Here is a 19140-nt window from a genome sequence, read left to right on the forward strand (position 1 = left end):
AGAGCGATCCAGTACCGCCCCGACCTGATCGACGGATGCCTTGCCGGAACCGGGCTATCACTCACACCCACGACAACCCGAGTTCAAGCTCAGTAGTTCGCTTGCCCGGATTGCTCCGGACCGGCTCACATCAGCCACCGAGCTGTTCCAGGTGGCTCTCCCAAGAGTCGAGCATTGATGTGTGGCCGCCCTGTCGGGCGGCCTGCATCAGGTCAGCGAACAGTGTCTTCTGGGTGTGCGGGTCGCCGTCGGCGGCGATGCGCTGGATCTGTGGCATCAGCCGGTCGGCTGCCCACTGGGGCGGGCCCAGCGGGTACCTCTCCAGTTCCCACCGCAGGTACTTGTTATAGGGGCGTACTCGCTCGTGCAGCGCGAAGATCAGCGTGAGCAGGTAGGGCAGGCCCTCGGCCGCGTCGAGGTGGGCGGCCTCGGGGCGTGCGTCGCGATGGCTCTTCATCGACCGGTAGTAGGCGTTGAGGTATGCGTCCAGAAGACGGTCTGCCATCTCCCACGCCTCGTCCGGACGCAAGCTGGCCTTCTCGCGGACCAGGTCGGTGACCAGGCCACCGAGCCGGTCGAACAGCACTCGGCAGTGCACGAAAGCATACCGATCCCAGTCGTGGGGATTCCCCGGAAGCGCGTGGGCACGGAAGTCCGCCAGCGGCATGATGGCCAGGTCGAGATGACTGGACTGCAGCGCGCGCAGTTGGTCCAGGGCCGTCGGCGAGCAGTCTTGGGTGACTACGTAGATGTCGTAGTCGGAGTGGATGGTCGGCATGCCCACACGGGCCTGGGACCCGCTCAGGACGAGACCCACCACCGTTGGGTCGGTTGCCGCCAGAGCCACGAAGGAGTCGAGGTCGGTCTGTGCCGCCGTGCCCGGGTCTGGGGAAGATGCCGGAACAGAGGGCGGAGTGAGGTCGCGCGTCATGGTGCTCTCCAAGCGGAAATGCCCACAGCCACGGACGGCGGTGGGTCACGGGCACTCGTCGCTGGTCGGGGGGCAGCCCCGCAGATCACCTCACGGCACCGAGGCTACCGGGATACTCATCTCGGATGGAAACGAATATCCGACCGGTGGGGCCAGAGCCGCCCTCGTCCATCGCCGGGAAGCGATCACCGCAGCCATCGCCAGAGCACACAGGTGATGTCAATTCTTGGGTTCTGGTCCAACTTCTGTGGTGTGCCTACTGCCTGTGACCGTTGATCTTGCTGGTAGATCTCGCGAGATCGTCTGGAAACTGCTGGTGCCGACGACGTCCGGGCTGATGGTTCTGGGCTGTGCGCGAGGTACTACTCCGGCTGGAAGAGCTGCTCTTCCTGGCGGATCCGGGGATCAGGGTGGAGTCAGTGCAGGACGATGGCGAGGTGATTCGGGTCGGTGTCAGATGCCGGACAGCTGGGGCTCGGTGCCCGGGTTGTGGGAGCTGCTCGGGGCGGGTGCACGGCTCCTACCTGCGGTTTCCAGCTGACCTCCCCGTGGCGGGACGGCGGGTGGTGCTGCGGCTTCGTGTCCGGCGCTTCACGTGCGAGGACGTCTCCTGCGGGCGCCGGACGTCGTCGGGCAGGTCGCGGGCCTGACTCGGCGATACAGCCAGCGGACCGAACGCATGCGGTCAGTCCTGGCCCAGGTCGGCCTCGCATTAGCCGGCCGTGCCGGTGCCAGGCTGGCCGACGTCTTCGGAGTGAGGATCAGCCGGAATACGGTCCTGCGGCTGGTCGACGCCCTCCCGGAACCCCAGCCACAGGTCCCGCGGGTGGTCGGCGTCGACGAGTACGCGATGCGAAAGGGCCGTGTCTACGGGACTGTGCTGGTCGATGTCGAGACTCGCAGGCCGATTGGCCTGCTGCCGGATCGTGAGGCGGGCACTGTCGCGGCCTGGCTGGCCGAACGCCCGGGGATCGAGGTCGTCTGCCGTGACCGTGCTCCGTTCTTCGCCGAGGGGGCCAGGATCGGGGCGCCCACTGCGGTCCAGGTCGCCGACCGGTTCCACTTGTGGCGCAACCTCGGCGAAGCGGCCGAGCGGTGTGTCTCCCGCCACCGCCCGTGCCTACGTGCGACCTTCGTAGAGTCGGTGCCGGAGAAGGCGCCGGTCCCGGCCGAGAGCGGGTCGCCATGGCCGACCGGGCACCGTTTCGCCGATCGCACCCGGGCCAAGCACGCCACCGTCCACGCGCTGCTGACTGCCGGCCACAGCCGACGCTCGATCCAGCGCCAGCTCGGCATGACCTACCGAACCGTCCAACGGCTGGCCGACGCCGCCAGGCCGGAAGACCTGTTCCAGGGGCAGTGGCAGAACCGCCCGACCAAGCTCGACGACTTCAAGCCCTACCTGCACGAGCGATGGGCCGAAGGCTGCACGAACGCCTGGACCCTCTGGGAAGAGATCAAGGCTCACGGCTACACCGGCAGCTACGGAGCCGTCCGCGCCTACCTCCAGCCGTTCCGCACAGCCCCGACCGCACCAGCAGCCCGCCCGCCGTCCCCACGCACGGTCACCAGCTGGATCCTGACCCACCCCGATACCCTGCCGGAGAGCGAGCGCCTGAAGCTCAAAGCCGTCCTCGCCGGCTGCCCCGAACTGGATGCCCTCACTGAGCACGTCCGCGCGTTCGGGAAAATGCTCACCCAGCTGCAGGGCGACCAGCTCCCGCAATGGATCAAGGCGGTCCGCGCCGACGACCTGCCCAGCCTCCACACCTTCGTCAACGGCCTCGAACGCGATCTCGTAGCCGTCACCGCCGGCCTCACACTGCCGTGGAGCTCCGGCGTCGTCGAAGGCCACGTCAACCGGATCAAAATGATCAAGCGCCAGATGTACGGCCGGGCTGGCTTCGGCCTCTTGCGGAAACGAGTCCTGCTGGCGTCCTGACGGGCCCGTCACGAGCTCTGCTGGAGTCGCTCCGCAGCCTGAGCAGGGGTGTCGTAGTAGCCAGGCCGTGCCAGCAGGACCGAGCTGAAGTGGTAGCCCTGCTCTTCCTCGGGCTCATCGTCGGCCGCGAACGGACGCCAGAAGCTCAGCAGCAAGTCCGGGGCAATGAATGAAGCATCGTCGTCAGGATCTTCCTCAATCGAGGTGAACTGGCCCATGCGCTGGACAACCTCGCGGGCCGGAAGCGCGAACACGTCCACACCCTGAAACAACACTCGGTCCGTCTGGGACGACGGCCTTCCCAACTCGATGGCTTCAAGCATGTCTCGCATGCAGTGGATGCTGATCATCAGTCCGCTGGGACGGAAGACGTACTGCCCCGGCCGATCAGACTCCGAGACCGCGGAGAGATCGCGGAGCGAATCCAGCGCCGTGTTGGCCGCGTGCCGAGTCATACCGATCCGCAACGGGCCAACGCCGGTCGGTGGGGCGAGGTCGAAGTCCATGTGGGCATGATCCCAAACAGGTCTGTCAACGAGTCACGAAGGGCCACCCAGCCCCGGCTGGTTACAGAGCGTGAGATCTCCACAGAAGTTGGACCAGAACCCGGGTTCGGATACCTCGATCTGGACAAGACCGGTGCGAAGCTGCTGTTCCAGGTGTTCACCGAGCGCAAGGAACGACGGGCGATCGCCGTCGCCTCCAACGCTCCGTTCTCGGAGTGGAAGCAGACCTTCACCGACCCGCGGCTCTGCTCGGCGATCGTGGACCGGGTCACGTTCAACGCGCACATCATCGAGACCGGCACCGACAGCTTCCGCCTGGCCCAGACCCAGGAAAAGCGGCGCCGCAGGACCTGATCAGCGAAAGGCAAGCGAAGATCGGCCAGGGCGGCCAGCGAATGATCAAATAGTCCGGCCGCCCCTGGCCGTTCAGAGTCGGCTACTGGGCGATGAGCGGATCGTGCCGGTCGGCGGCGGGGTGATCCCGCACCCGGTCAACGTCAAGCCGAGGCGGCGGCAACGCAGAACTCATTGCCCTCCGGGTCGGCCATCACCATATGGTGCCCCTCAAACTCCTCCAGAACGACGCCGCCCGCCTTGACCAGCCGTTCGGACTCCGCCCTGATCCGTGCCCACTTCTCATCGGGGCTGCCGTGTCCCGGCACCCGGATGTCAATATGAAGCCGGTTCTTCGCGGTCTTCGGCTCGGGGACCTTGAGGATGCTGAGCCGGGGGCCGGCGCCGTCAGGATCGCAGAGCCATGCGCCGTCGTCTGCGGAGTCGTCCTCCGGAAGGTCGAACTGCGCGAGCCACTCCTCGCGGGTTCTGAAGGGAGCGGGCGGCGGCTCGTCCACATACCCCAGGGCCGTCTTCCAGAACTCGGCGAGGAGCTTCGCGTCTGTGCAATCAAGGGTCAGATCGATTCTGGCTGCCATAGCAGGACCGTAGTGCGCGCCTCTGACAGTCGCGGCTGAGCCGGAGGAGAGACGACTGCTCATACGCCGTGACTGGTCGGACCCTGCCAGACGCGCTGTGGCCGACAGCCCTACGCGAGCTGCCGGCCGCAACTTTGCTCAGCCGGGACGTTCTCCGCCGCCCGAGCCAATGCCCGCATCCGTCGTCCACCGCGGATCGGAGAACCCGACGGTCCCGGATCGAACACGGGTCGAGATCCTGCGGTCCGTCGAGCCTGTCGGGGGCCCTCCGTCCGGTCCGGATCCGATGCGTTTCACGCTACCGCCCCGGCCCCCCACCACCGCCAGACAACCCACCCGAACGGGGTGGAGCCAAAACAACTTGCCGGAGCCAGGTTGACGCCCCTCACCCAGCCCCCGTCACACCCCAAGTGGAGCCACTTCCAGTGTCGAAGTGGAGCCAAAACAACCTGTCACAAACACCGCGTGGGGCTCACCAGCCTGGGCGACCCGCCCATACACGCGGCCGGCCTTGTCGTGGACGCCGCCACTGCCGGGCGGGAGTTCCTCGGCGGGCGGCTCGGCGAACCAGGCTGCGGGCATGGGAGGCAGGCCCTGAATGTCTGTCCATGCGGACGCCAGCAGCTCCGCCTCTGCCAGGTACGCCGTGTGGGCAGACGCTATCTCGTCGTCGGCCCAGGGCGGCCGGATCGAGTCGTCGTACGCCTTCACGAGCCGCGCGTAGAGGGTCCCGACGCGAGAACGCAGGTCGTCGGCGAACCTCGCCCCGGTCAGGACGACGCCATGGCGTGCTCCCGCACCTGCGGGACAGAAGGCCAGGTCGGCGTAGGCACGGCGATGTGGGCGAAAACTGTGTGCGGCGGCGCTCCGCGGTTGGGCGCGGGCGGGTGGTCAGGTGGGGTGGTGTTCGTGGGCGGCGGCGCAGGCCGTGCGGGCGCGGTGGCGGACCGCGGCCACCGTGGGGGACGAGACGAAGGCCGTGGTGACCTGGAGGAGCCACGCGGCCTCGGCGGCGAGCGTTCCCGCCACCGGGTGCGGCTGGGGGTCGGGGAGGTGCGGGCCGGTGTGGCGGTGGCCGGCGCGTTTGCTCTCCAGGGCCGCGGCGATGATGGCGGCCTCCAGGACCGCGCGGTGGTCGGCGCCGCGGTCCGTGGTCCCGGCGGCCCAGCCGGGTACGTCGGTGGGGATGTACGGGCGCAGTGCGAGGTGGCCGTCGCGGATCTCGATGACACGGCGGTAGAGGGCGAACTCGGCCCTGCGCAGGGGCGGTCGGCGGCCGGCGTCGAAGGGGTCCAGGGCGATCTGCGGGAGTTCGGTGCGCAGCGCCGTCCACAGCGGTTCCAGCGCCCGGTGGGTGCGGTAGGCGAACAGCCAGCGGCCGGGCGCTCCGAGGGGGCCCTCGGGCAGGGCCGCCCACCAGGTCGCGGTGGCTCCGGCGACGGCCAGGACGGCGGTGAGCGCGCCGAGCGCGCCGCACACCCCGTCCTCGCTGGGGAGTTGGTACCCCTGCGTGAGGTTGGTGGGGACGTAGGTGAGCACCCAGAGGGTCCAGACCGTGCCGACGAGGGCGGCGAGCGTCATCAGCCGCAGTCCCGTGCGCAGCGCTCCGGCCGTCACCTGGCGTGCGTGGCCCAGGAGTTCGCGCACGAGGACGAGCAGGCACCAGGAGCCGTACGCCGCGAAGAGGACGTTGTACGAGGCGAGGAGCCAGCGTCTGTCCTCGGGGGCGGCGGCGAGGCCCGACTCGACCCGGACGCCGGCGGCGAGCAGGATCGCGCCCGAGGCGAGCAGGACGGTGATCGCGAGCGCGGTCTGCCGTCGTACCGAACCGCGGGCGGGGCCACGGGGTTTGAGGGAGAGCGCGACGAAGAGGAGCAGGGCGTGGGCGCAGGTCTTCAGTTCGTGGGTGATCAGCATGATCACGGTGTCCAGCGGCGGCACGTGGTGCAGGGCGGAGACCACCACGGGGGCGCGGAACAGCATCGCGGTCCCCATGCAGCCGGCGAAGCCGGCGATGTAGCGCTGGGCGGTGTCGGCGCCTCGCCAGACGGTCACGGCGCGGTGGGCGGCGAAGGCGAGGAAGAGGGCCGCGGCGAGGAGCGTGCCGGTGTCAGTCATCCGCGGCGCCGTCGTCCGGGTCCCGGTCGTCCTCCGGTCCTCTGGGTCTTCCGAAGAGGGTGCGTAATCGGGAGCCCTCCGGTTCCGGCGGGCCGGTGCGGGCGAGGTGGGCCGCTCGGGTGAGGATGAGTGAGGCGACCAACTCGGCCTCCTGTTCCTGCGGTTCGGTGTAGACGCTGCGGCCGAGGACGCGCTGGACCAGGGCCGGGGGCAGGTTGGGCAGGAGGACGCGGGCGGCGGCGGACGCGGCGGCGGCCGTCTCGTAGTGGCCGCAGATGACGTGGGCGGCCTCGTGCAGCAGGATGTGCTGCTGGTGCAGCGGTGTCGTGTCCTCGGCGTACACGATGTAGTCCGCGCGGTCGGTGGTGACCACCAGGCCGCACGGGGTGTCCATCCGGGAGGAGACCGGGACCAGTTCGATCGGGCGGCCGCGGGCGTGCGCGAGCGAGCTGATGAACTCGGTGACGTCGAAGGGGCTGGGCAGGACGAGGCCGTCCACGATGCGCCGACAGCGCCGCCACTGCCGCCTTCGCCGGTCAGTACTCACAAGCCGTCTCCTCAAACACCGCCGGGACCCGCGAGCTCGGCCGAGCACGAGCGAACGGTCCGGTTACGGTTCCCCGCCGTTCACCGCGCTCTCCCGGCGCGCGATGACGTCGATCATGTCGCTGATCGTGCCGACGCCCTCCGGCGAGAGGTTGACCGCGCGCAGGGCCACGCTGCGCACCTCGGCGTCGCGCAGCGCGCCGAGCAGTTCCAGTTCCCTCGCGATGGCGGCGCCCTGTTCGTCGTCGAAGAAGTAGACGACGGGTACGTCGAAGAACTGCGCCAGGGCTTCCAGATGGCGCTTGGTGGGGTTGCCGCGGCGTCCCGTCCGCAGCTGCCACAGATAGGTGGCGGAGAAGCTCTCGCCCGTCGCCTCGCGACAGGCCCGGGCGACCTCTTCGTGGCTGTACTGCTCGCGGTTGGGCCGGCGCACCACTCTGAACAGTGCGTCGATGCGGTCCGCCAGCGTCGCCCCGGATCCGGTCTCGCCCATCTCCTGCCCTCCGTCCCATCGGGTCAAGCCAGTTGGGCGGTCCCGTTCATCGTAGCTGACGCCCAACCGCCTCGACAGGCGTCCGCCGGTCACCGCACGCAGTCTGGCCGACACTGACTGTTCTCCTCAGCGGGGAACATCTGATATACGTCGACCGACTCCGGTCATTCATCTCAGCTCATGACAGATTCAGAAGGGTGAACCGGACATGGCCGAACCCCCCTCCACCGGCTTACGGTTCTCCGTCCTGGGCCCGCTGTCCGTACAGGCCCCGGACGGAACCGGCGGGAGCGTCCTCCCGCTCGGGCCGCTCAAGCAGCGCCTGCTCCTCGCCATGCTGCTGTGCCGCCCCTCCACGCCGGTGTCGCTCGAACTGCTCACGGACACGCTGTGGGACGGCGAACCGCCGCGCACGGCACGCAAGAACATCCAGGTCTACGTGTCGGCTCTGCGCCGGCTCCTGGACCCGGTCGGCGCGGGCGACCGGCTCGCGCACCAGCCGGGCGGCTATCTGCTGCGCGTCGGACACGAGGAGTTGGACACGCTGCGCTTCCAGCGGCTGGTCCGCGCCGCGCGGGAGGCGTCGTGCCAGGGCGCCTACGCCACGGCCTCCCGGATGCTGCGGGAGGCGCTCGGCCTGTGGCGCGGCCCGGCCCTGCACGACCTGCGCTTCTCCCCGGCGCTGCGGTACGAGGCGGAGCGGCTGGACGGCCGCCACCTCCAGGCGTACGAGGACTGGGCCGAGGCCGAGTTGCGGCTCGGGAACGCCCACGAGGTCGCCGAGACCATCGGCGAGCTGGTGGAGCGCCATCCCGAACGCGAGCGGCTGCGGGCCGCGCAGATGAACGCCCTGTTCGACCAGGGCCGCCAGACCGAGGCGCTCGCGGTCTACGAGGCGCTGCGCCAACTGCTCGCCGCCGAGTACGGGTTGCAGCCGAGCCCGGCGCTGGAGGCGCTCTACCGGTCGATGCTCTCCGGCGGCCGCGGCGGCCCGGCGGGGCCGCTCGGTCCCGGCGGGAGCGGGCCCCGGGGCGGTGCGGGTCCGCGGCTGGGCACCCTGCTGCCGCCCGACCTGTCCGACTTCACCGGGCGACGGCGTCAACTGGACTCCCTCATCGCCCGCTTGGGGCAGGGTGGCGGAGACCGGCGGCTGACCGTGCTCAGCGGTCCGGCCGGCACCGGCAAGACCGCGCTGGCCGTCCACGCCGCGCACCGGCTCGGCGCGGAGTTCCCCGACGGCAGGGTGCTGATCCGGATGCGGGACGCGACGGGACGGGCGCGGCCGGCCGCGTCGGTGCTGACCGAACTCGCCGAACTGGCCGGGCTGCGCTCCCCGTCGGCCGCCCGGACGACGGCGGGCACGCCGGAGCCGGAGCGGACCGCGGCCGCCTGGCGTGCCTGGCTCGCGCGGCGCCGGGTCCTGCTGGTGCTGGACGGGTGCGCGGAGGAGTCCGGGGTACGGCCGCTCGTCCCGGACGGCGGAGGCAGCGCGGTGCTGGTCACCGCGCGGTCCCCGCTGGCCGGCCTCGCCTCGGCCCACCGGGTGGAGATCACCCCCTTCGACGCCTCCGAGGGCCTGGAACTGCTCGGCAGGATCGTCGGCCCGGACCGGCTGAGCTCCGGCCGGGAGGCGGCCGAGCACATCGTCACCGCCACCGGGATGCTGCCGCTCGCGGTCCGGGTGTCCGGTCTGAAGCTCGCCGTCCGGCGCTATCTGCCGCTGGACGAGTACGCGCGGCGGCTGGCCGACAGCCGGACGGTGCTCGACGAGCTGGTGGCCGGCGACATGGACGTACGGCCCCGCCTGGCGAGCGGCTGGCGGGAGCTGGCGCCCGCCGACCGGTCCGCGCTGTGTCTGCTGGCGGCGCTCCCGGAGGGGCCGTTCACCCTCGGGCAGGCGGCGGCGGTCCTCGCATGCGGGCAGCACGACGCGCGGCGGCGGCTGGAGTCCCTGCTGGACGCGGGGGCGGTGCGCGCCCCGGACAGCGAGGTCGTCCCGCACGCCGCGCTGTACGAACTGCCGCGGCTGATCCGGGTCTTCGCCCGGGAGCAGTCCGTCCAGGCAGGCACGGAGGTCCCGGCCTTCCCGGACCTCCCCAGGCTCCCGGGCGTCCCGAGTCCCCCGGGGCCCCCGGGTGCCGAGAGCGCTCCAGGTGCCGCAGGTGTCCCGGGCGCCGCGGCCGGAGGTGTCCCGGGTGCCGAGGCCGGAGGTGTCCCGGGTGCCGAGGGCGCTCCCGGTGCCGTGGGAGCTCCGGACCTGCCGGACCTGCCGGGGCTGCCGGACCTGCCGGGACTGCCGGGACTGCCGGGGCTGCCGGGGCTGCCGGCCGCCACGACACGGGCGCCGGTCTGAACTCCCGTCCCCCCGACCGCCGTCGGCACGGCTCCCGCCACCGCCGTCGACCTGGGGATTTACCGAACACCAACCGGTTGCAGCCGAGTCCCCAACCGGGCTCTCCGAGACTTCGGAGGGCGGATCGGGACCGCCGAGGGAGGTCGAGGGAGGGTGAGCACGCCGTGGAACTCGCCGAGTTGATGTCCCTTCGTCCGGTCCCCGCCGCCGGGCTGCTGATGACCGTCACCGGGCGCTGCCCGCTGCGGTGCGCGCACTGCTCCACCGGTTCGACCATGGCGTCCGGGGAGCCGGACGCCGGGGCGCTGCTGCGGTTCGTCGGCTCGTTCGACGCCGCGCGGCGTCCGTCGGTGCTGATGCTGACCGGCGGCGAGCCGCTGCTGCGGCCCGCTCTGACGGCGCGGCTCGCCGCGCGGGCACGTGCGGTGGGCACGCGTACCGCGCTGCTCACCGGGGCGTTCTTCGCCGCGCGCCGGGGCGGCGGGCGCACGGGCGCGGCCGGGGCGGTGGTTCCGCGGGCGGTCCTGCGGGCGGTGGAGGCGGTCGACCACTTCTCGGTGAGCGTCGATGTGCATCACGAGCGCGAGGTGCCCCGCGCGGACGCCTTCGCGGCGGTGCGGGAGGTGCTCGACGCGGGGATCGCGTGCAGCTTCCACGTGGTGGGCGACGGGCCCGACGACCCGTATCTCGCGGACGTGACCGCCGACATCCGGCGGAGCTTCGACGACCGGGTGCCCGTACTGGTCAACTCGCTGCGCGCGGTGGGGCGCGCGGCGTCCTGGGCGGCGGCGCGCGACACGGCGCCGCCCGCGCCCGGCGGGGTGCTGCCGTGCGCGATGGCCGCCTGGCCGGTGGTGGCTGCCGACGGTACGGTCCTGGCCTGCTGCAACCAGGACGTGGTGGACCTCCGGCCGGCCCCCGCGCACCTGCGGGTGGGCCATGTCGCCGAGGACGACTGGGCCGACGTGGCACGTCGGGTGCGGTCGGCGCCGGTCCTGCGGATGATCAGGGCCGCGGGGCCTGGTCATCTGCGGGACCGGTACGCGACGGGGGACGGCGGGCCGCGGCCCGGGTACTGCGCCGGATGCCGCACGCTCGGGGAGCACCCCGAGGTCCTGGCCGCCGCCGAGCGGCTGGCGGGCGGTCCGGCGGGGGCGCTGCTCGACCTCCATGTGACCGGGCGCCAGACGGCGGCGGGCCCGGCCGCGTTCGTGCGCCGCCACGGCTCACCGGCCCACGCGGATCTGGTGATGCTCCCCGGGGACCGGCGATGAGGAAGCGGTGGGGCGCGGGCCCGTCCACGGCAGCCGCGCCCAGGGTGCCGGGCTCCACGGTGGTGCCTGGGCACATGGTGCCGGGAGCCGTGGGTGGGGGTGTACCTGTGGTGCGGGGAAACACAGGTGCGCCGGTGGTGGGTGAGGGTGCGCCTGTGGCGGAGGGGAGCGCAGGAACACCCGCGGTGTCCGGGGGTGCGGACACGCCGACGGCTCCGACGGCCGCCGGCACACCCACGCCACCGAAGGACGCGGCCGTGCCCGTGCCACGGGGAAACACGGGCCCGGCCGCGATCCGGGGGGCGGGACCGACGGTCGGGGGTGTGGAGGTCGGCGCGGGAGTGGGCCTGCGGGCACGCATCGCGCTGACCGCTCCCGCCGTGCGGGCCGTCACCGAGCGGCTGTGGCGGGCCGAGGGGCTGCCGGAACGGTACGCGGAGTACCTGGTGGTGATGCACGGCGTGGTCCGGGCCTCCGTACCGCTGCTCGAACGGGCCGCCGAGCGGTGTGCGCTCCTCGGGCCGGGCGATCCGTCGGCCGGCCCGCTGGAGCGGTACTTCCGCGCCCACGCGGAACGGGAACGCGGCCACGACGACTGGCTGCTCGCCGACCTCACCGCGCTCGGCGGCGAGCGCGCGGCCGCCACCGCCGTCGACCGGCAACCGCCGCCCTCCGTCGCCCGGTTGGTGGGAGCCCAGTACTACTGGGTGGAGCATCACCACCCGGTGGCCCTGCTCGGCCACGTCGCCGTCCTGGAGGGCCACGCCCCCGCGCCCCGGCTCGCGGAGCGGATCATCGCGGCGGGGGTCCCCCGGGCCGCCGTGCGGACGGTCCGCGACCACGCCGAGCTGGACGGGGACCACGTCGCCGTGCTCCACGACCTGCTGGACGCGCTCCCCCTGACCCCCGCCCTGCGGTACGCCGTCACCGCGAGCGCCCTGCACACCGTGGACGGCCTCACGGAGCTGTTCGCCCGGATCGGACGCACACCGCGCCCGTACGACCGCACTCGGGGAGGGACGTAGCCGTCATGAGCGACCGCACGACGGAGAACGGTGGGCCTGAGGACGATGTGCTCGCCGTCCTGGAGGAGCACGGCATCGGGCTGGCCGGGCTCACGGACGAGCAGCGCCAGGTGCTGCGCGGGCTGAGCCGGGAGGAGCTCGATCTCGTCCTCGACATCAAGTACCGCCTGGACGAGGCGGGCCCCGAGGTGCAGGCGCACAGCGAGATCGCCGGCGGAGCACTCTTCTGACCGGGCCGTACCCGACGCGTCACGGAGGAGAGGAGTCGGTCATGCGGTGTGCCGCGTGCGACGGGGCACTGCCGGCGAACGCCCGGTTCTGCGCGTTCTGCGGGGTGCCGGTCGGCCCCGCCGCCCCTGCGGCGGCCCCCGTCGAGGAGCGCAAGGTCGTGACGGTGGTCTTCTGCGACCTCGTGGGTTCGACGGCGCTGTCGGGCGTGCTGGACCCGGAGACCCTGCGGACCGTGGTCCTGCGGTACTTCGACCGCATGCGGGCGGCGCTGGAGGAGTTCGGGGGCACGGTCGAGAAGTTCATCGGGGACGCCGTCATGGCCGTGTTCGGCGTGCCGGTGACACACGAGGACGACGCCCGCCGCGCGCTGGCGGCGGCGCTCGCCATGCTGGACGCGGTCCGGGAGCTCAACGAACGCGAACTGGGTCCCGTCTTCGGCATCCGGCTGGGCGTGCGGATCGGTGTCAACACCGGTCCCGCTGTGACCAGTACGGACGTGTCGACCCGTCAGGCGCTGGTCGCCGGGGAGACGGTGAACATCGCGGCGCGGCTGGAGCAGAACGCCGGGGAGGGCGAGGTGCTGATCGGCCCCGGGACCCGGCAGGCCGCCGGGGCCGCCGCCCGTACCGAACTCGTCGGCCCGCTGCGACTGAAGGGGAAGTCCGCGCCGGTGACCGCGTACCGGCTGCTGGGGGTGGCCGAGGACGACCCCGAGACCTCGCGCCGCTTCGACGTGCCGTTCGTCGGCCGTACCCGTGAACTCGCCGAGCTGGACCGGGCGTTGGCGGACTCCGTGGCGGGGCGGGACGGTCCCGGCATCCTGGTCGTGCACGGGGAGGCGGGGATGGGCAAGACGCGTCTGGTGCACGAGTGGTACGGGTCGGCGGACCCCGGGTGCGCGCGGGGCGCGGGGCGCTGCCGCCCGTACGGGGAACGCGGCAGCCTGGCGCCGCTCGCGGACGCCCTGCGCCAACTCCTGCGACAGAACCCGGACCTGGGGGACACGGCGGACGAGAGGGCGGCCGTCGGGCAGGCGCTCGCGGTGCTGGCGGACGGGCTGTTGGAGGACGGCACGCCCAACCCCTCGGTGGACGACACGTGCGCGGCCGTCGTGGAGGTGCTGCGTGCGCTCGCGCGCGGCCGGCCGGTCGTGCTGGTGGTGGACGACTGCCAGTGGGCCGGCGATCTGCTGCTCGACGTGCTGGACAAGCTGGTCGCGGAACTGGCCGCCTCGCCCGTGCTGTTCGTGTGTGTGGCCCGTCCTGACCTCTTCGACCGCAGGCCCGGCTGGGCGGCCGGGCCGTCCGCGGCGAGGTTGCTGGCGCTGTCCGGGCTGACCGCGGCGGAGGCCGGTGCGGTGGCCGACGCGCTGATGGGGTCCGGTGCGCGGTGGGGCGGCGGGGCGGAACCCGGGGGCGGGGGTGGCGTGCCCGGCCATGTGCTGGAGGCGGCGGGCGGCAACCCGCTGCATCTGGAGCACCTGCTGGCCGCCCTGGCGGAGGACGGCGGGGCGGGGTACCGGGCGGACGGCGGGGCGGGCGAGCTGCCGACGACGCTCCAGGCGCTGCTGGGGGCGCGGATCGGGGCGCTGGGCCGGGCCGAGCGGGTCACGCTGGACCTCGCCGCGGTGCTGGGGCGGGAGTTCACGGCGGACGACGTGGCCGAACTCGCCGGGAGCGACCGGGAGAGCGCACCCGGGGGTGCGCTGCACGGTGACGGGGCGGTGGCCGGGGGCGCCGGTGGGGTGTCGCTGGGGCAGCGGGTCGGCGCCGCCGTCGCACGTCTGGGCCGGCACCGGCTCGTCGGTACGGCGGAGGGGGCCGACGGCGCGGAGTCCGCGCTGCGGTTCAGCAGTGGTCTGGTGCACGAGGTCACGTACCGGTCCATGGCCAAGCGTTCACGGGCCGAGCGGCACGAGCGGGCGGCGGCGCTGCTCGCGGAGCGGCTGCCGGACCCGGCCGTACGAGGGGAGGGCCGGGCGGTGGAGACGGGTGCGGCGGTGGCGGGGCATCTGGAGAACGCGTACCGGTGCCGGGCGGAACTGGGCATCACCGAGCCCCGGACCGACCGGCTGCGCCGGGCCGCCGTGCGCCGGCTGGTCGACAGCGGGGCGCAGGCGCTGGCCCGCTCGGACCTCGCCTGGGCCGGGAACCTCCTCGGCCGCGCCCTCGAACTGGCCCACGCACACGAACCGGAGTGGACCACCGCCGCCCGCCGACTGGCCGAGGTCCACCTGGCCACGGGCCGCACCGACGAGGGCCGGGCCCTCCTGGAAGCGGTACTGACCCCGACGCGGCCCATGGCCGGGCACCGGACGGAAGCAGCGGCGGGCGGGGGCGGCGAGCGCGGGGACCGTGAGCACAGGGGCGGCGAGCGCGGGGGCACGCCCGGCGACGCCCGTCACGGAACACGGACGGACGTCGGTGTCGGCTCCGGTGACGGCGACGGCGACGGCCTCAGCCTCGGCGTCGGCAGCAGCGGCGAGCGGCCGGCGGGCGAGGCCGGCGGTACGGCGGCGGCAGGGTCCGGGGCGTTCTCCGGGGCCGGAGTCCTAGCGGGCGACGGCGTGTCGGTGCGGGCCGCGGCGGCGGGCGACGGCCTGTCGGCGCAGGACCCGGTGGACGGCCGAGACGTCGGGCGGGACGCCGCGCGGGACGTCGAAGTCGCCCATGCGCGGCTCGTGTTGGCCGGGGTGGCCGCGGGGGCCGGGAGCGGGGGTGTCGCGGAGGTCGCCGAAGCCGTGCTGGGGGTCTTCGAGCATGCCGGGGACGAGTTGGGGCAGGCCAGGGCGTGCATCCGGCTCGCCCAGGAGCGGCAGTTCCAGGGCCGGCACCTCGCGGCCGACGCCCTGCTGACCCGAGGACTCGGACACGCCCGGCGTTCGGGGGCCGAGCCGGAACGCGCGCTCGCGCTCGGCGCCATCGGGATCTCCCTGTGGCGGGGGCCCGAACCGGTCGCCGTGGCCGTCTCCCGCGGACGTGACCTGCTCGACCGGCACGGCGAGCGGCGGCCGACGGTCCGGCTGACGCTGAACTGCCCGCTGGCCGTCCTGCTCGCCCTCCAGGAGCGCCCGGAGGAGGCGGAGACCTGTCTCGCGCGGGCGCGGCGGCTCGCCGACGGACTCGGGTACGCCGAGGGCGCCGTGGTGTTGCCGCTGTTCGGCGCGACGGTGGAGGCCCTCGCGGGCCGCACGGAACGCGCCCTCGCCCTGCTGGACGAGGCCGGTGCCGCGGCCCGCGCGCTGAAGGCGAACGGCCTCCTGAGCACGGTGGCCCGCGAGTCGGCCCGGCTCCTGGTCGACACGTCCCGCATCGACGAGGCCGTGGCCCGGCTGACCGAATCGGGAGACCTGTACGACGGACCGAACACACCGAACACGTCCCTGAACGGGCCCGACACCGGCCGGGCCGACCCGTACACCGGGACGAGCGGACCCGACGCCCCAGCGGGAGCACCGCACACCGGACCCGGTGCACCGCACACCGGACCCGGTGCGCCGGACACCGGGACGAGTGGGCCCGACGCCCCAGCGGGACAACCGCACGCCAAACCGAGTGTCCCGGACGCCAGAGCGAGTGGGCCGGGTGCCGGGTCGGGTCGGCCGGGGGGCGAGTCCGGCAGGGCGGGTGTCGCCGGCGGGCCGTCGGAGGCACGTGCTGCCGTGGTCGGTGGACGCGGGAGCGGGTCCGCGCGGCTCGGGGCGTCCGACAGTGCCGATCTTGACGGGCTGGTCGCGCGGATCGCTGCCGGGCGGGGGCAGTTCACTCGGGCCGTCGACCTCTCCGAGCGTGCCGTGCGCACCGCGGCCAGGACCGACTCCCCCGTCGTCCGGGCGGTCGCCTGGCTCGACCGGGCCGACGTCCTGCGGCAGGCGGGGCGGAGGGAGGAGGCCCGTACGGCGGCCGGCCGCGCCGTGCGCTGCTTCGAGGCGAAGGGGCACCTGCCCGGCGCACGCCGCGCCGCCGCGCTCCGGGACCGCCTCGCGCCGGACCCCGCCCGCCTCCCCGACCGCACCCCGGAGGGCCGCTGAGATGAGCACCGCGAGGACACCGGCGCGCCACACGGATCTCGTGTGGAGCCTGCGCGGGAAGCACCCGCGGGACATCGGGGTGGCCGCCGACGGCGAACGCCCCGCCCCCGCCTGGGACTGGGGCGACGCGACGGGCCGCGGGGTCCGGGTGTGCGTCGTGGACTCCGGCGTGGAGGACGGCCATCCGCTGATCGGCCGCGTCGACGGCGCCTGGGCCGTGACGAAGGAGGCGGACGGCATCGTCGTGCGCGAGACCGAGGCCAGGGACGACTGCGGTCACGGCACGGCCTGCGCGGGGATCGTCCGCAGGACCGCGCCGGAGTGCGAGCTGTACAGCGTGCAGGTGCTGGGCAGGACGTTCGGCGGCACGGGTGACGTCCTGCTCGCCGGTCTGCGCTGGGCGATCCGCGAGGGCTTCGACGTGATCAACCTGAGCCTGTCGACGACCCGGCCGCAGTTCGTCGACGAGTTGCGGGCGCTGGCGGACGAGGCGTACTTCCGCCGGACGGTGATCGTCGCCTCCGCCCACAACACGCCGGTGGAGAGCTTCCCCTGGCGGTTCGCGTCCGTGATCTCGGTGGGCAGCCACGCGGAGGACGACCCCGAGCTGCACCTGTACAACCCGAGGCCCCCGGTGGAGTTCTTCGCCCCGGGCCAGAACGTCCAGGTCGCCTGGCTGGGCGGGAAGACGATCCGTACGACCGGCAACAGCTTCGCCACCCCGTACGTGACCGGGCTGTGCGCGCGCATCCTGTCCCGGCACCCCAGGCTGACCAGCTTCCAGCTGAAGAACGCGCTCTATCTGTCCGCGGCCAACGTACACATCGGCATGAGAGGTGCTTCGTGAACGACAACAGCGCCGAGAACGACGCGCGGGACGCCGCCGGCACGCCCGGGGACGGCGCGGAGACCGATCCGCTCTCCCGGGAGCTCCTCCAGTCCGTCGTCGACGTGGCGCGGGCCATCTTCGGCGCCGCCGCCGGTTCCGTGTTCCTGCTGGACGAGGAGCGGAACGAGCTCGTCTTCCAGGCCGTCTCGGGTCAGGGCGAGGACGTCCTGGTCGGCCGGCGGTTCCCCGCGCGGAGCGGCATCGCCGGCTGGGTGGCCCTGTCCGGCGAGCCCATGATCGTGGACGACCTGACGCGCAACAGCGACTTCGACCGGGACTTCGCCGAGTCCACGCGGTACGTCCCCGACTCACTGATGGCCGCGCCGCTGACCCACGGCGACCGGGTGCTGGGCGTTCTGGAGGTGCTGGACCCGGCTCCCCAGTCCCGGTCCAGCCTCGACGAGCTGGACCTGCTGGCGCTCTTCGCCCGGCAGGCGGCCGTCGCGCTGCGGGTGGTGGCCGACCGGCGGCAGCGGACCGACGGCCCGGTGCTGGGCAGCGACGACCGCGCGGCGGCGCTGCGGATGGCGGAGGACCTGCGCCGCCTGCTGGAGACGTCGGTCTGACCGCCGGCCCGGGGGCGCCCCCGGACACGCCCGAGGAGCCCGCGTCCCCGGACACACCACCTGAAGAGCCCGCGTCCCCGGACACGCTGGAAGGGCCCGCCGGTCGGCGGGCCCTTTCGCACGGTCACGTCGTCGGGCGCCCCCGTGGCCGGTCCCGTGGTTCAGCGGCGCGCGGCGGACGTGTGCACCGGACGGCGCCCGTCGAGGGCGCCCGCCGTCAGGCGCACGGTACGGCGGCGGGCCGGGCCGTTGAGTTCGTACGGGACGGCCATCACCTCGTCCGCCCCCAACGCGTCGGCGAGGGAGGCCAGTTCCGCCGCCACCGTCGCCGGTGCCCCGAGGGCGACCTGGTTCTCCTCCAGCAGGCGGCGGGCCAGGTGGCGTTCCCGGGCGGTGGAGGGCACCGTCTCGGGGACGGGCCGGTCGGGCGGGCCGGCCAGCTGGGCCGAGGTGCGCAGGGCCAGTTCCTCCGCCTCCTCGTCCGTACCGGCGCAGACCACGTTGACGGCGACGACGAGGTACGGCGCCGCGTCCTCCCGTGCCGGCCGGAAGGCGGACCGGTAGCGATCGGCCGCGACCGGGCGGCACTTGGACCGGCCCAGATGGTGGCCGTAGGCGAAGGGGAGGCCGCGCTCGGCGGCGATCCGGGCGCTGTTCTCGCTCGCGCCCAGGACGTGCACCTCGGGCGGCGTCGCGGCACGCGGCGTCAACGGCAGCGCGTGGAAACGATGGTGCTCGGGCCCACGGTCGTACAGGAAGCCCAGCAACTCGTCTATCTGCGCGGGGAATTCGGCCGCGGCGCGCGGGTCGCGGCGCAGCGCGGCCTCCAACAGCCCGTCCGGGGTGGCGGGTCCGCCCACCGAGCGGCCGAGGCCGAGGTCGATCCGGCCGGGGTGCAGGGCCTGGAGGGTGGCGAACTGCTCGGCGACCGTGAGGGGAGGGTGGTTGGGCAGCATCACACCGCCCGAACCGACGCGTATCCGCTCGGTCGCGGCGGCGATGTGCGCGATCAGCACACTGGGCACGCCGCCGGCGGTCCTGCGCGCGCTGTGGTGTTCGGCGACCCAGACGCGGTGGCAGCCGTACGCGTCGGCGGTCACGGCCGTCTCCACCACCTCCCGCAGGGCGTCCTCGGCGGCGGTCCCGGGCGGGCGGGCGCCGAGTTCGAGCACCGACAGGGGGAAGGGCCGCGCGGTCGGGTCCTGGACGTCCGTCGCGGTCTGCTCTGCCATGGTCATCGTGGACTCCGGATGTCTCGGGTGCTTCGAACGATTCGGGTGCTGCCCGGTCCCTCGGGGTTCCGG

18 protein-coding genes are annotated in these 19140 nt (G+C 73.3%); 10 read left to right on the forward strand and 8 right to left on the reverse strand.

The window, feature by feature from the left end:
- Positions 1-130: 130 nt before the first annotated feature.
- Positions 131-931: a hypothetical protein gene (locus AB0F77_RS34705; protein ID WP_361955963.1), complete on the reverse strand. Its 801-nt coding sequence runs from the start codon at positions 929-931 to the stop codon at positions 131-133.
- Between the two features lie 509 nt (positions 932-1440).
- Between AB0F77_RS34705 and AB0F77_RS34710 the strand changes: the two genes are divergently transcribed.
- Positions 1441-1581, forward strand: a complete 141-nt coding sequence (locus AB0F77_RS34710; protein ID WP_361955965.1) for a transposase family protein — start codon at positions 1441-1443, stop codon at positions 1579-1581.
- Between the two features lie 29 nt (positions 1582-1610).
- Positions 1611-2873 carry an ISL3 family transposase gene (locus AB0F77_RS34715; RefSeq protein ID WP_361955967.1) on the forward strand — a complete coding sequence of 421 codons (1263 nt, stop codon included), beginning with the start codon at positions 1611-1613 and terminating at the stop codon, positions 2871-2873.
- An 8-nt stretch (positions 2874-2881) separates the two neighbouring features.
- On the opposite strand, the gene AB0F77_RS34720 is transcribed toward AB0F77_RS34715, so the two are convergent.
- The gene (locus AB0F77_RS34720; protein ID WP_361955969.1) at positions 2882-3379 is read right to left on the reverse strand and encodes a hypothetical protein; all 498 of its coding nucleotides are present in this window, start codon (positions 3377-3379) and stop codon (positions 2882-2884) included.
- 6 nt (positions 3380-3385) lie between these two features.
- Here AB0F77_RS34720 and AB0F77_RS34725 point away from each other — a divergent pair, with 6 nt between their 5' ends.
- The gene (locus tag AB0F77_RS34725; protein WP_361955971.1) at positions 3386-3733 is read left to right on the forward strand and encodes an ATP-binding protein; all 348 of its coding nucleotides are present in this window, start codon (positions 3386-3388) and stop codon (positions 3731-3733) included.
- Between the two features lie 143 nt (positions 3734-3876).
- Here AB0F77_RS34725 and AB0F77_RS34730 read toward each other — a convergent pair whose 3' ends face one another.
- From AB0F77_RS34730 to AB0F77_RS34750, 5 genes are all read right to left on the reverse strand, one after another.
- Positions 3877-4311: a VOC family protein gene (locus tag AB0F77_RS34730; protein ID WP_361955973.1), complete on the reverse strand. Its 435-nt coding sequence runs from the start codon at positions 4309-4311 to the stop codon at positions 3877-3879.
- Positions 4312-4710: 399 nt separating this feature from the next.
- Positions 4711-5022: a hypothetical protein gene (locus AB0F77_RS34735; RefSeq protein ID WP_361955975.1), complete on the reverse strand. Its 312-nt coding sequence runs from the start codon at positions 5020-5022 to the stop codon at positions 4711-4713.
- Between the two features lie 180 nt (positions 5023-5202).
- The gene (locus tag AB0F77_RS34740; RefSeq protein ID WP_361955977.1) at positions 5203-6429 is read right to left on the reverse strand and encodes an MAB_1171c family putative transporter; all 1227 of its coding nucleotides are present in this window, start codon (positions 6427-6429) and stop codon (positions 5203-5205) included.
- Positions 6422-6976, reverse strand: a complete 555-nt coding sequence (locus AB0F77_RS34745) for a ParH-like protein (protein ID WP_361955979.1) — start codon at positions 6974-6976, stop codon at positions 6422-6424. The genes AB0F77_RS34740 and AB0F77_RS34745 overlap by 8 nt, the downstream gene beginning before the upstream one ends.
- Before the next feature lie 63 nt (positions 6977-7039).
- Positions 7040-7468, reverse strand: a complete 429-nt coding sequence (locus AB0F77_RS34750; protein WP_361955981.1) for a helix-turn-helix domain-containing protein — start codon at positions 7466-7468, stop codon at positions 7040-7042.
- A gap of 208 nt (positions 7469-7676) precedes the next feature.
- On the opposite strand from AB0F77_RS34750, the gene AB0F77_RS34755 reads away from it, so the two are divergent.
- From AB0F77_RS34755 to AB0F77_RS34785, 7 genes are all read left to right on the forward strand, one after another.
- On the forward strand, positions 7677-9821 hold the full coding sequence (locus AB0F77_RS34755; protein WP_361955983.1) for a BTAD domain-containing putative transcriptional regulator: 2145 nt from the start codon (positions 7677-7679) through the stop codon (positions 9819-9821).
- A gap of 164 nt (positions 9822-9985) precedes the next feature.
- Positions 9986-11095, forward strand: coding sequence for a radical SAM protein (locus AB0F77_RS34760; protein ID WP_361955985.1), 1110 nt, complete (start codon positions 9986-9988; stop codon positions 11093-11095).
- A 257-nt stretch (positions 11096-11352) separates the two neighbouring features.
- A complete protein-coding gene (locus AB0F77_RS34765) occupies positions 11353-12120 on the forward strand; it encodes an iron-containing redox enzyme family protein (RefSeq protein WP_361955987.1) in 768 nt (255 codons plus the stop codon).
- A gap of 5 nt (positions 12121-12125) precedes the next feature.
- Complete coding sequence (locus AB0F77_RS34770) at positions 12126-12350, forward strand: aroma-sacti cluster domain-containing protein (RefSeq protein WP_361955989.1); 225 nt, start codon at positions 12126-12128, stop codon at positions 12348-12350.
- A gap of 41 nt (positions 12351-12391) precedes the next feature.
- Positions 12392-16381 (forward strand): adenylate/guanylate cyclase domain-containing protein, encoded by a 3990-nt coding sequence (locus AB0F77_RS34775; RefSeq protein ID WP_361955991.1) that lies wholly within the window; start codon positions 12392-12394, stop codon positions 16379-16381.
- 1 nt (position 16382) lies between these two features.
- On the forward strand, positions 16383-17228 hold the full coding sequence (locus tag AB0F77_RS34780) for a S8 family serine peptidase (RefSeq protein ID WP_361955993.1): 846 nt from the start codon (positions 16383-16385) through the stop codon (positions 17226-17228).
- Positions 17225-17836: a GAF domain-containing protein gene (locus AB0F77_RS34785; RefSeq protein ID WP_361955995.1), complete on the forward strand. Its 612-nt coding sequence runs from the start codon at positions 17225-17227 to the stop codon at positions 17834-17836. The genes AB0F77_RS34780 and AB0F77_RS34785 overlap by 4 nt, the downstream gene beginning before the upstream one ends.
- Positions 17837-17997: 161 nt before the next feature.
- Here AB0F77_RS34785 and AB0F77_RS34790 read toward each other — a convergent pair whose 3' ends face one another.
- Positions 17998-19068, reverse strand: coding sequence for an MsnO8 family LLM class oxidoreductase (locus AB0F77_RS34790; RefSeq protein ID WP_361955997.1), 1071 nt, complete (start codon positions 19066-19068; stop codon positions 17998-18000).
- Positions 19069-19140 lie beyond the last annotated feature (72 nt).

Source organism: Streptomyces sp. NPDC026672, assembly GCF_040638185.1.
GTDB lineage: Bacteria > Actinomycetota > Actinomycetes > Streptomycetales > Streptomycetaceae > Streptomyces.

Excerpts from the sequence above, each read along its gene's own strand:
- AB0F77_RS34770 (WP_361955989.1), top strand. The coding sequence starts at position 12,126 with ATGAGCGACCGCACGACGGAGAACGGTGGGCCTGAGGACGATGTGCTC.
- AB0F77_RS34730 (WP_361955973.1), bottom strand. The coding sequence starts at position 4,311 with ATGGCAGCCAGAATCGATCTGACCCTTGATTGCACAGACGCGAAGCTC.
- AB0F77_RS34740 (WP_361955977.1), bottom strand. The coding sequence starts at position 6,429 with ATGACTGACACCGGCACGCTCCTCGCCGCGGCCCTCTTCCTCGCCTTC.
- AB0F77_RS34705 (WP_361955963.1), bottom strand. The coding sequence starts at position 931 with ATGACGCGCGACCTCACTCCGCCCTCTGTTCCGGCATCTTCCCCAGAC.
- AB0F77_RS34715 (WP_361955967.1), top strand. The coding sequence starts at position 1,611 with ATGCGGTCAGTCCTGGCCCAGGTCGGCCTCGCATTAGCCGGCCGTGCC.
- AB0F77_RS34720 (WP_361955969.1), bottom strand. The coding sequence starts at position 3,379 with ATGGACTTCGACCTCGCCCCACCGACCGGCGTTGGCCCGTTGCGGATC.
- AB0F77_RS34790 (WP_361955997.1), bottom strand. The coding sequence starts at position 19,068 with ATGGCAGAGCAGACCGCGACGGACGTCCAGGACCCGACCGCGCGGCCC.
- AB0F77_RS34755 (WP_361955983.1), top strand. The coding sequence starts at position 7,677 with ATGGCCGAACCCCCCTCCACCGGCTTACGGTTCTCCGTCCTGGGCCCG.
- AB0F77_RS34780 (WP_361955993.1), top strand. The coding sequence starts at position 16,383 with ATGAGCACCGCGAGGACACCGGCGCGCCACACGGATCTCGTGTGGAGC.
- AB0F77_RS34725 (WP_361955971.1), top strand. The coding sequence starts at position 3,386 with ATGATCCCAAACAGGTCTGTCAACGAGTCACGAAGGGCCACCCAGCCC.
- AB0F77_RS34775 (WP_361955991.1), top strand. The coding sequence starts at position 12,392 with ATGCGGTGTGCCGCGTGCGACGGGGCACTGCCGGCGAACGCCCGGTTC.
- AB0F77_RS34750 (WP_361955981.1), bottom strand. The coding sequence starts at position 7,468 with ATGGGCGAGACCGGATCCGGGGCGACGCTGGCGGACCGCATCGACGCA.